The organism is Arthrobacter sp. CDRTa11 (assembly GCF_026427775.1).
Classification (GTDB): Bacteria; Actinomycetota; Actinomycetes; order Actinomycetales; family Micrococcaceae; genus Arthrobacter.
Genome location: NZ_CP044532.1, coordinates 3,521,083 through 3,531,558, shown reverse-complemented (window position 1 = coordinate 3,531,558; position 10,476 = coordinate 3,521,083). Strand labels below are relative to the sequence as shown.

The window sequence follows — 10,476 nt, the reverse complement described above, 5'->3', positions numbered from 1 at the left end:
GGTAGGCGCTGCTGTCCACATAGCCTTGCCGCATGCTTTGCCTATACCTGCAGCGCGGCAAGTATTGGGCGTGTGACCTCCGAACAAACAAACAGCCGGCCCCGCCCCCGCCCGGTTTCGGCCGATCCGGACCTCCTCCCTGCTCCGCGCTGGTCAGCCAGGCACCGGGGCGGGTACCAACGCCTGCTGCCGAGGATTGCTGACCAATTCGGCGCTGCCGCGGCCGAGCTGCTGGCTCTTGCAGTTCCCGTGGACTGCGTGTGTTGCGGAGCCGAAGATCTGGCCCTCTGCGTTGCCTGCGAACGGCAGGTCAGGATACTGACAGCAAGCCCGTTCCGGGCCGAGAGCCAGGCGCCGGCGCTGATGGACGTCGACGGCGGGATCCGCCTCCCGGTGGTCGCCGCAGGCGTATACCGGGACGAGCTTGCCCAGGCGGTCCTTTCCTTCAAAAGACATGGACAGCGGCAGCTCAAGCATGTGCTGGCAAAGGCGCTGGATGGCGCCGTGGTATCAGCAGCGGGAGATCTCGATGGCGTCTTCCTGGTCCCCGTTCCAAGCAGTACGCGGGCGTTCGTTAAGCGCGGGTTCAGTCCCGTGCATCTGCTCCTTGGCACCCTGATCCAGGGAAGGGCCACCGTTGGACCTCCCGTTCTTGACGTACTGAGGAAGTCAAGGCAACCGGTCGCTCTGGGGCAGCTTTCAGGTGGCCAAAAAGGACTGGGCCGAGGCGCCAGGGCGAGGCGTGTGCGGGGCTCCATGAAGGTGAGCGGACGGCAACGGGGACGGGTAGCCGGCCGCCGATGCATCATCGTGGACGACGTCCTCACCACGGGTGCGACACTTGCTGAAGCAGCCCGCGCATTGCACCTGGCAGGGGCACTCGTGGCAGGGGCAGTGGTCCTCGCGGCGACACGCCCGCCAGATTCCGGCAGCACCACCGAAGCTTCCGGCGAGTACAGGCCTGGAGGCTGACGACTTAGAAAAAAATAAACCAAGAAAGGATGAATAACGTGTGGCTATGAACTAACGTCGGTTGTGGGTACCAAGAACAGTTGTACCTTTCGATGGCGGCTCGGAAAGGGGCTCGACTGTCAAGCAGATCGGCCCTAGGAAGTGCCGTCGTCGTGTCACCGAAGTCATTTGGAGGGCACCATGGAGTTTATGATCAGCGGACGAAATCTGACGGTCTCAGACCGCTTCCGCGAATACGCCGGCGAGAAGATCTCCAAGATCGAATCGCTGGGCGACAAGGTCCAGCGGGTGGACGCGAAAGTTTCCAAGGAAACGAATGCACGCCAGACCGGGGACCAGCTCACCGTTGAAGTGACTGTCCTGGGCCGGGGACCGGTAATCCGTGCCGAAGCCAGCGCAGCAGACAAGTTTGCTGCATTTGATCTTGCCTACAATAAGCTGCTTGAGCGGCTTCGCCGCGCGAAGGACCGCAAGAAGGTCCACCACGGACGGCACACTCCCAAGGCAGTGCGCGAAGCCACTGCATCCCTGGAACCCGCGAGCGCCCATGAACCCATTTATGCCGAGGCCAGCCACCGGAACGAACCCGTGGCCGCGCCGGCCGAACGCTCGCCCTACGACGTTGATAATGACATTCCGGCTGGGGACTCTCCGGTACTGATCAGGCGCAAGGTCTTTCCCGCCGCTTCCCTGACACTGGATGACGCCGTGGACAATATGGAATTGGTTGGCCACGACTTCTACCTGTTTGTGGACAAGGACACCAACACACCCTCCGTCGTTTACCGGCGCCGTGGCTGGACGTACGGGGTTATCACCCTGGACCACGAATGCGAACCGGGCGAAACCCCGATTGAAGAGAAGATCATTGCCTACCGCTCCAAGGATGAGGCAGCAAACGTTTAGGGTGGTGAAGACCATCCAACGAGAGGACTGATGTGGGAGCGACGCTGAGCCTTGACCAGGCCCGGCGGATCGCTCTGGCAGCCCAGGGACTCGACAAAGGACGGCCCGCCGGACCCGTGACTTCACGGACGGTGGGCCGTACCTTTGCCAAGCTCCAGCTGGTTCAGATCGATTCCGTCAATGTGTTGTCCCGAAGCCACTTCCTTCCCTTCTTTTCGCGATTAGGCAACTACGACCGGCATATTCTGCAGCGGATGTCAGGAACCCATCCCCGGCGGATGATGGAGTACTGGGCCCACGAAGCCAGCTATATCCGTCCGGACCATTTCCAGGATCTGGTCCTCTGGCAGAAACGCAAATGGGTCGGCGCCTCGGGTATGGAGCAGGAACTGCGCGAGGGCGTGGCGGGGAAGATCCTCCAGGCCCTGTCCAGTGGGCGGCCCATGACGGCCAGTGAACTGACCGCCAGGATCGGACACGTGGAGGACAGGAAGAACGATAACTGGGGCTGGAATTGGAACGCCGTCAAACGGGTCCTTGAGCATCTCTTTGAGGAGGGCCTGGTATCCGCGGCTTCCAGAACCGAACAGTTTGAGCGCCGATACGCGCTGACCGAGCGCGTGTTGCCGGCATTGGTGGACCGCGACAATGAGTTTGCTGACCCGGTGGCCGCCATGCACCGGCTCATCGATGCGGCGGCCCAGGCGCATGGTATTGGGACCGTGCGCTGCTTTGCCGACTACTTCCGTGTCCCGGTCAAGGCTGCTGCCGGTTCGGTGGAGCATCTCGTTGAAACCGGGCGCCTTGAGCCGGTCACAGTGGCCGGCTGGAACAGGGAAGTGTTCCTGCATGCGGAGGCAAGGCGTCCACGCAGGGCCTCCGGGCGGGCATTGTTGAGTCCCTTCGATTCACTGGTCTTTGAGCGGCGCAGGCTTGAGGAGTTGTTCGGTTTCCACTACCGCATCGAGATTTACACCCCGGAACACAAAAGGCGCTTCGGCTACTATGTCCTTCCTTTCCTTCTGCGCGATAAATTGGTTGCCCGGGTTGACTTGAAAGCGGACCGGGCTTCGGGACACCTGCTTGCCAAGTCCGCTTACGCCGAGCCCGACGCCCCTCCGGATACGGCCGTCGAACTTGCCGCCGAACTGCACCTGATGGCCGAATGGCTGGGTCTCCGGAAGGTGGTGGTATACCCCAGAGGGGACCTTGCGGCGGGCCTCGCGCAGGCAGCCGGAAGGGATGAAGAGGGTATCCGCTATGAGGGAACACAGGCGCCGTGGCCTGCGTCTCTCCCGTAGACTAAAAACGCCAGAATTCGGCAGCATAGGACTGGGAGCATCTTCACGTGGCATCACTTATCGAAAAACTTCTCCGCACGGGAGACAAAAAAACCCTGCGGCAACTGCGGAACTATGCCGACTCCATCAATGCTCTCGAAGACTCCCTCAAGACATTCAGCGACGCTGAACTCCGTGAAGAAACGGACCGCCTCCGTGAACGACACCGGGATGGCGAGAAGCTCGACGACCTCCTGCCGGAAGCCTTTGCGGCCGTACGTGAAGCTTCATCCCGAACCCTTGGCATGCGCCACTTCGATGTCCAGCTGATGGGTGGCGCGGCCCTTCACCTGGGCAACATTGCCGAGATGAAGACCGGTGAAGGCAAGACGCTTGTCGCAACTGCTCCCGCTTACCTCAATGCATTGACTGGAAACGGCGTTCACGTGGTGACGGTGAACGACTACCTGGCCGAATACCAGTCCGACCTCATGGGCCGCGTCTATCGCTTCCTGGGGCTTACCAGTGGCTGCATCCTGTCCAATCAGGACCCTTCAGTCCGCCGGGAACAGTATGCCGCCGACATCACCTACGGCACCAACAACGAGTTCGGCTTTGACTACCTCCGCGACAACATGGCGTGGGACCAGTCCGAGCTTGTCCAGCGCGGACACCACTTTGCCATCGTGGATGAGGTGGACTCCATCCTGATTGACGAGGCCCGCACGCCGCTCATCATCTCCGGGCCGGCCCAAGGGGACACCAACCGCTGGTATAGCGAATTCGCAAAGGTAGTGCTGCGGCTCCAGACCGGCCAGGACTACGAGGTCGACGAAAAGAAGCGCACCGTGGGCGTTCTTGAAACCGGCATTGAAAAAGTCGAGGACTACCTGGGCATCCAGAATCTGTACGAGTCAGCGAACACTCCGCTCATCGGATTCCTGAACAACGCCATCAAGGCGAAGGAACTCTTCAAGCGGGACAAGGACTACGTCATCCTGGACGGCGAAGTCCTGATTGTGGACGAACACACAGGCCGCATCCTTGCCGGCCGGCGCTATAACGAGGGCATGCACCAGGCAATCGAGGCCAAGGAAGGCGTCGAGATCAAGGCCGAAAACCAGACCTTGGCCACAGTGACGCTGCAGAACTACTTCCGCATGTACGACAAACTGGCAGGCATGACCGGTACAGCCGAAACCGAGGCCGCCGAGTTCATGGGTACGTACAAGCTCGGGGTTGTGGCGATCCCCACCAACCGTGACATGCAGCGGATTGACAAGTCCGACCTCGTGTTCAAGAACGAAACGGTAAAGTTCGACGCCGTCGTGAAGGACATCGCCGAACGGCACGAAAAGGGACAGCCGGTCCTGGTGGGCACCACAAGCGTGGAGAAGAGTGAATACCTCTCCAAGCTGCTCTCCAAGGAAGGCATCCGGCACGAGGTGCTGAACGCCAAGAACCATGCGCGTGAAGCTGCCATCGTGGCGCAGGCGGGGCGCAAGGGCGCAGTCACCGTCGCCACCAACATGGCCGGGCGAGGCACGGACATCATGCTCGGCGGCAACGCGGAATTTACAGCAGTTGCCGAACTCGCCAAGCGCGGGCTGGATCCCGAGGAAAACTCGGAGGAGTATGAGGCCGCGTGGCCTGCCGCCCTGGAAGCTGCCAAGCAGTCAGTCAAGGACGAGCATGAGGAAGTTCTGGACCTGGGCGGACTCTACGTCCTGGGTACGGAGCGGCACGAGTCCCGCCGTATCGACAACCAGCTCCGGGGCCGCTCCGGACGCCAGGGTGACCCGGGTGAATCCCGTTTCTACCTCTCTCTGACCGACGATTTGATGCGGCTCTTCAACTCCGGCGCCGCGGAACGCCTGATGAACAGCTCAGTGCCTGATGATGTTGCACTCGAATCCAAGCTTGTCTCCCGGGCCATCGCGTCTGCGCAAGGGCAGGTGGAAGGCCGCAATGCTGAGCAGCGCAAGAATGTCCTGAAGTACGACGACGTCCTGAACCGCCAGCGCGAAGCCATTTACGGCGACCGCCGCCGGATTCTTGAAGGCGATGACCTGCACGAGAAGGTGCAGTTCTTTGTGGAAGACACCATCACTGCCCTGATTGATGCCGCCACCGCCGAGGGCAACGGCGATGACTGGGACTACAACCAGCTGTGGACGAATCTCAAGACGCTCTACCCGGTGAGCGTTACTCCCGAGGAGATCATTGAGGAGGCCGGCGGAAAGTCGCGTCTCACAGTGGAGTTGCTCAAGGAGGAACTGCTCTCCGACGCGCGTCTGGTCTACCAGGCGCGTGAGGAGGCCATCGGCTCGGAAAGCATGCGGGAGCTTGAGCGTCGTGTTGTGCTGTCCGTCATTGGCCGCAAGTGGCAGGAACATCTCTACGAGATGGACTACCTGAAGGAAGGCATTGGCCTGCGTGCCATGGCACAGCGTGACCCGCTGGTTGAGTACCAGCGTGAAGGTTTCACCATGTTCCAGAGCATGATGGAGGCGATCCGCGAGGAAAGTGTTGGGTTCCTGTTCAACCTTGAAGTGGAGGTCACTCCCGCCCAGGATGTTGTGGTGGCCGATGCCGCCGGCGGACACACCGAGCACGTTGAGCCACAGATCAGGGCAGCGGGCCTGGAAGCTCCGGAAAAGCCGGCGCAGCTGCAGTACACCGCACCGGGCGAGGACGGCGCAACCCAGACCAGGGTGGAGAGCCGCTCATCATCGCGTTCCGGAAACCCGGCAAAGGCTGCCACCCAGGATGCCCCCAAACGCCCTGGCAAGAAAAAGCGCCGCTGACAGTTTGCACGGGCATGGTGATGCGTTGCCAAAAATGAGCAGCAGTACACGTTGAATCAGAGGCAGGGCCGGGACTTCCAGTTCCGGCCCTGCCTCTCTCGGTTTTGAGAGGGAGGTTGGCCGCTGGAAAGTCAGCCAACGACGAGTTCCGTCACGCGCCAAACCTGCTTGCTCCGTTCCAGCCGGACGGCTACCGCCCGGGCCCGCACATCGTCAACCACCACGGCGCTGGCCTCATAAATGCCGGGTGCCACCTCGCAGACACGGACGGACCGAACCAGCGAGTTCTGATGGAGCCGTGCCAGCGCGGGGGACGGGGAGCGCGCGAGTTCCCGGCGGATGAGCGAGGCGCGGTGCTGCAGGGCAGCCAGACAGCGGGGATCCAGCCTTCGCGCCAGTTGCTGGACAGGCCTGATTCCTGCCAGAACCTCCATCGCCGCCTGGACTGTGCTTCGCGCGATGGCCCTCACCTCGGCATTCTCGTCCGCTGGGCCGAGCGGGCGAAGGGGAGCTCCAGGCCGGCCAGGAAGCTGCCGGTGGGGTTCGGTGTGGGTTTCTGTAACCAGTGCGGCGCGGATCGGTGTTACTGCAGTCATGATTTCCCCTTAGTTGATTTGCGGGTGCTCCGCGGGCGCTTCGGTTAGGCAGCGGAAGGTGATTTTAGAATTTGGCCTGGCAGCAGGACATCCGGATTTTCGCCGATGACGCCCCTGTTCGCCGCGTACCAGCGTGGCCACTGCAGGGCCACCTCGACGTCGGTTGCCGCAGGCCCGAGCTCGCGGGCAGCAATATCCCAGAGGGTGTCGCCCGACAGTACCGCCACCTCGTTTCCTGCTCCTGTTGCCACCTGTACGGCGCGGACCGGAGGCGCTGCCAGGAGGCCAGGCTCGGTGACCGGGGTATGGGGCCGCCAGCCGGGCTGAAGGTCCGCGGCCGGCACCGGTTGGTCCGTTTCTCTGGCGGTGGAACCCCAAGCCACTGAAGCTGCTGGATCCGCTGGCAGCGATAGTTCCTGTGCGGGGATCCATGCTGGTCCCGGGGGAGAATCCGCCGCATGGGCCATCGGAACTGCAACTAGTTGGACGGAAAACACGGCCATAGTGAGCCGCCGCATAAAGGCAGGACAAAACCTGTCCGCGGCTGCCGCTGCACTCCTTCGTCCATGCCTCTCCAGGATGGCACCTGCTGTCGCCACAAGTATCGACAGCATCCACCAGGCAACGATGCCCAGTCCCGTAGCGGTCGCCAACAGTCCAATGAAGTCGTCAACGTCCGCTGCCTGCCGGTGGGCGGCAGAGGCGCGCCACTGCTCCAAAAGTCCGGCGCCGGTCAGGGCCAGAAAGACGCCGAGCAGCAAAATTGATGCCGCCATGACAGCGTCGGCACAAAGTCCGCGTGGTTTCCCCGGTATCACACCAAGCTCCTTTTGACGCTGTTTGATGTTGTTTGATGCAGTATGCGTCGATTCAGCCAAGTTTGCCCTAGCTTGTCGAGATTTGTCTAGACGTTGGAATGAAGGAGCGTGGAATTGACCGCGGCCAAGACTGGCCGTACGCTGTCGCGATGCGTTGGGATGCACTTTTCAGTGACATTGAGTCTCAGTTTGCCGAGGACAGCAGGTTGTCGCTGGAGGCGGAGATCACAGAGCGCTCACGGGTTGAGACTGCTTCTGTTGAGCTGGTGGACCGCCTGCGTGGTTCGCTGGGAGCCCAGGTAACGGTACACGCTGCGTCCGGAACCGTTTTCGAGGGGACACTGGCCCATGCCGGGGCAGACGCCCTGGTGCTTAACGAGGCCCGGCATCAGGTGCTCATTCCATACCAGGCCGCCACACGGTACGTCGGACTTGGAAGGCTGTCACGGGGCGAGCCCTCGCAGGTCAGGAGCAGGATCGGACTAGCGAGTGCGCTGCGGGGTATGTCGCGGGACCGGTCCGAACTGGCGGTGATCCTCACGCAGGCTTATGGTCAGGAGAATAGATTGGCGGGGGTCATTGACAGGGTTGGCAGGGACTTCTTTGACCTTGCCATCATGAGTCCTGGTGAAGTCCGCCGCGCGTCGCATGTTAACCAGGTTTCGACCATTCCCTTTGCGTCGCTGACCGCGATCCGGTCTCCCCGGCCCGGGGACTTATAAGGCTGGTCCACCAAGCCGCGACAGCATCAGACCGATTTTGACTTTGCTTCCTGGATCATCCTGCTGGCCTGGGCATACCGCTCCTCGATGTATTGCTCAAGCATCTTCTCTTCAACGCGCCACTGGCCGCGGCCGCCCACCTGGATGGCCTTTAGCTCGCCGCTTCTCACCAGGGCGTAGGCCGCAGGTGAATTGATTTGAAGCTGTTCGGCAACATCTGCGAGCGTGAGAAATCGAGGCATGTATCCATTTTGCCACTGTCGGGCCTGTTTGCTGCTGTTATCCACAGTTTGATGCTGTTGAGCCTTTTGACTTCTGGTTAGGGCGTTAAAGCCGTCAGAATAGGGTGTCCGGCGCAACCAGCCATCCGGTGCGGAGCAGGGGGAACACGCATGAGTCCTGAAAATGCAGTCACGGGCCAAAGGCTAAAGCGGCCTTCGTGGAAGGACCCCAGGCTGCTGGTGGGCGTCCTTCTGGTCCTGTCGTCTGTGGTGGGCGTCATTTCCCTTGTGGGAAGTGCAGATCGCACCACCGAGGTCTATGCGGCCAGGGACTCCATCTCCGTGGGCGAAAAGCTGACTCCCGAGAACGTCGTCCGGGCCAAAGTCCGGCTGGGGGACAGTGAGCGGCACTACATCACCGCCGAATCGGGGTTGCCCGAAGGCGTGGTCGCGGTCCAGAGGATCGGCAAGGACCAGTTGGTTCCCAAGGAAAGCCTCGGTGAGGTGGACGCTTTGGACCGGAAACCGGTAGCGCTGACCATTGAGGAAACCCTTCCCGCCCAGGCGGTGGCAGGTACCAGGGTAGACGTGTGGGTTGCCTTGCCGGACGCACGCAACGGCTTCAGCGAGCCGAAGCTCCTCCTCCCCGGTGCCGAGATCGCCCAAGTTACCGCCGGATCCACAGCTCTCGGTTCATCCAGGAATACAGTCCTGATGGTTCTTGTGACGGACAGTCAAATGCCCGCGATACTGGGGGCACAGGCAAACGAGGCCAAGATCGCCGTTGTCTGGAACCCTGGCGGAGGAGCTTCATGAGCATCCCGGTAGTGACGGTCGGGCAGACACCGGAGGATCTCGTAGGCGGGTTGGAGAGGCTGCACGGTCCCGTGACAGTTGTCCGCCGGTGTTCTGAGCTGACTGAATTGTTGGCCGCCTGCCAGAGCGGTCTCGCGCGGGCGGCGGTCGTGGCCGACGGCTGTGAGGGGCTGACAGCTTCATTGGTGGACCGGCTCGGTGCAGTCGGTGTGGCGATCGTTGCCCTGACAGACAATCCTGAGGAAGCAGCCAGGCTCCGGGGGATAGGAGTGGCATCAGCCCTGTCCGGCGTCGAATCCGCAGCCCTCGCCAGCCGAATCGCCGACGCTGTATCCCTCCTGACAGGGTCAGGACAGGAGGCTGCCCCGCGAAGCGGAATGGCCGATCCCGCTGCTGCACTCAGGCCAACTCCAGCATCGCAGGCTGACGTTCCGCCAGCTGCCGGAGCCGGCAAGATCATTGCCGTCTGGGGTCCGTCCGGGTCCCCAGGCCGGACCTTCGTCGCGGCGAACATGGCGGGGGAGCTGGCGGCGGAAGGGAAATCCGTGCTGCTGATTGATGCAGACAGCTACGGGGCCAGTATCGCGGCCGTCCTTGGCCTGTTGGATGAGTCGGCCGGCTTGGCACAGGCCTGCAGGCTGGCAGATCAGGGGCTGCTGGATACGGAGGCGCTGCTCCGGGTGGCCACTCCTGTGGCAACAAAACTGGGCACGTTCCGGGTCCTCACAGGGATAACCCGTGCGGACCGCTGGACTGAACTGCGCCCTGCAGCCCTGTCCCTGGTCATGGAGCGGGCCAGGGATGTCGCTGACGTTGTGGTCGTTGACACCGGATTCTGCCTTGAGTCAGACGAGGAACTCAGTTTCGACACCATGGCCCCGAGGAGGAACGCCGCTACCCTGCGCAGTTTGGAAGTCGCGGACTCCGTTTTTGCCATCGGCGCGGCGGATCCTGTGGGTGTGCCGCGGCTGGTTCGCGGGCTGGGCGACCTTCAGGCAGCAGTTCCCCATGTGTCCCCGATTGTCGTGATGAACAAGGTCCGCGCCACCGCGGTGGGCAGGGCTCCGGAGCGGCAATTGCGTGATGCGTGGGAACGCTATGGTCCGGAATCGTCGGTGACGGCGTTCCTGCCGGCAGATCCCGTTTCCGCCGATGCCGCACTGCTCGGTGGGTCGTTGCTCCTTGAAACGTCCCCTGAATCGAAGCTGCGCAGGGCAATCGCTGATTTGGTTTGTGCACCTGCCCAGCAGTTTTCCAAATCCTCTGTGTTTTCTTCCACAGCAAGGCGTCGGCTAAAGGGTTAGGCTCACCATAAGAGCTGCAAAGGTGCAGCAATAA

Annotated in this window: 10 protein-coding genes; 7 read left to right on the top strand and 3 right to left on the bottom strand. The window is 61.9% G+C overall.

The window, feature by feature from the left end; all coding sequences use genetic code 11:
• Positions 1-72 precede the first annotated feature (72 nt).
• The 4 genes from F8G81_RS15890 (at position 73) to secA (ending at position 5,965) form a co-directional block, all read left to right on the top strand.
• Positions 73-972 (top strand): ComF family protein, encoded by a 900-nt coding sequence (locus F8G81_RS15890; RefSeq protein WP_267275651.1) that lies wholly within the window; start codon positions 73-75, stop codon positions 970-972.
• Between the two features lie 180 nt (positions 973-1,152).
• Entirely contained in the window at positions 1,153-1,878 is a 726-nt protein-coding gene (hpf, locus tag F8G81_RS15885) for a ribosome hibernation-promoting factor, HPF/YfiA family (protein WP_267275650.1), read from the top strand.
• A gap of 32 nt (positions 1,879-1,910) precedes the next feature.
• Entirely contained in the window at positions 1,911-3,179 is a 1,269-nt protein-coding gene (locus tag F8G81_RS15880; RefSeq protein ID WP_267275649.1) for a winged helix-turn-helix domain-containing protein, read from the top strand.
• A 47-nt stretch (positions 3,180-3,226) separates the two neighbouring features.
• Positions 3,227-5,965: a preprotein translocase subunit SecA gene (gene secA / locus F8G81_RS15875; protein ID WP_267275648.1), complete on the top strand. Its 2,739-nt coding sequence runs from the start codon at positions 3,227-3,229 to the stop codon at positions 5,963-5,965.
• 131 nt (positions 5,966-6,096) lie between these two features.
• On the opposite strand, the gene F8G81_RS15870 is transcribed toward secA, so the two are convergent.
• Entirely contained in the window at positions 6,097-6,561 is a 465-nt protein-coding gene (locus F8G81_RS15870) for an Rv3235 family protein (protein WP_267275647.1), read from the bottom strand.
• 44 nt (positions 6,562-6,605) lie between these two features.
• A complete protein-coding gene (locus F8G81_RS15865) occupies positions 6,606-7,337 on the bottom strand; it encodes a LysM peptidoglycan-binding domain-containing protein (protein WP_267275646.1) in 732 nt (243 codons plus the stop codon).
• A gap of 191 nt (positions 7,338-7,528) precedes the next feature.
• Between F8G81_RS15865 and F8G81_RS15860 the strand changes: the two genes are divergently transcribed.
• Positions 7,529-8,101, top strand: coding sequence for a hypothetical protein (locus tag F8G81_RS15860; RefSeq protein ID WP_267275645.1), 573 nt, complete (start codon positions 7,529-7,531; stop codon positions 8,099-8,101).
• Positions 8,102-8,127: 26 nt separating this feature from the next.
• Here F8G81_RS15860 and F8G81_RS15855 read toward each other — a convergent pair whose 3' ends face one another.
• Positions 8,128-8,343 carry a helix-turn-helix domain-containing protein gene (locus F8G81_RS15855; RefSeq protein WP_267275644.1) on the bottom strand — a complete coding sequence of 72 codons (216 nt, stop codon included), beginning with the start codon at positions 8,341-8,343 and terminating at the stop codon, positions 8,128-8,130.
• 150 nt (positions 8,344-8,493) lie between these two features.
• Between F8G81_RS15855 and F8G81_RS15850 the strand changes: the two genes are divergently transcribed.
• The gene (locus F8G81_RS15850; protein ID WP_267275643.1) at positions 8,494-9,138 is read left to right on the top strand and encodes a hypothetical protein; all 645 of its coding nucleotides are present in this window, start codon (positions 8,494-8,496) and stop codon (positions 9,136-9,138) included.
• The gene (locus F8G81_RS15845) at positions 9,135-10,442 is read left to right on the top strand and encodes an AAA family ATPase (RefSeq protein ID WP_267275642.1); all 1,308 of its coding nucleotides are present in this window, start codon (positions 9,135-9,137) and stop codon (positions 10,440-10,442) included. The genes F8G81_RS15850 and F8G81_RS15845 overlap by 4 nt, the downstream gene beginning before the upstream one ends.
• Positions 10,443-10,476 lie beyond the last annotated feature (34 nt).

Bases quoted from the DNA above. Each gene is read 5' to 3' on its own strand.
- hpf (WP_267275650.1), top strand. From the start codon at position 1,153: ATGGAGTTTATGATCAGCGGACGAAATCTGACGGTCTCAGACCGCTTC.
- F8G81_RS15850 (WP_267275643.1), top strand. From the start codon at position 8,494: ATGAGTCCTGAAAATGCAGTCACGGGCCAAAGGCTAAAGCGGCCTTCG.
- F8G81_RS15870 (WP_267275647.1), bottom strand. From the start codon at position 6,561: ATGACTGCAGTAACACCGATCCGCGCCGCACTGGTTACAGAAACCCAC.
- F8G81_RS15845 (WP_267275642.1), top strand. From the start codon at position 9,135: ATGAGCATCCCGGTAGTGACGGTCGGGCAGACACCGGAGGATCTCGTA.
- F8G81_RS15865 (WP_267275646.1), bottom strand. From the start codon at position 7,337: ATGGCGGCATCAATTTTGCTGCTCGGCGTCTTTCTGGCCCTGACCGGC.
- F8G81_RS15860 (WP_267275645.1), top strand. From the start codon at position 7,529: ATGCGTTGGGATGCACTTTTCAGTGACATTGAGTCTCAGTTTGCCGAG.
- F8G81_RS15855 (WP_267275644.1), bottom strand. From the start codon at position 8,343: ATGCCTCGATTTCTCACGCTCGCAGATGTTGCCGAACAGCTTCAAATC.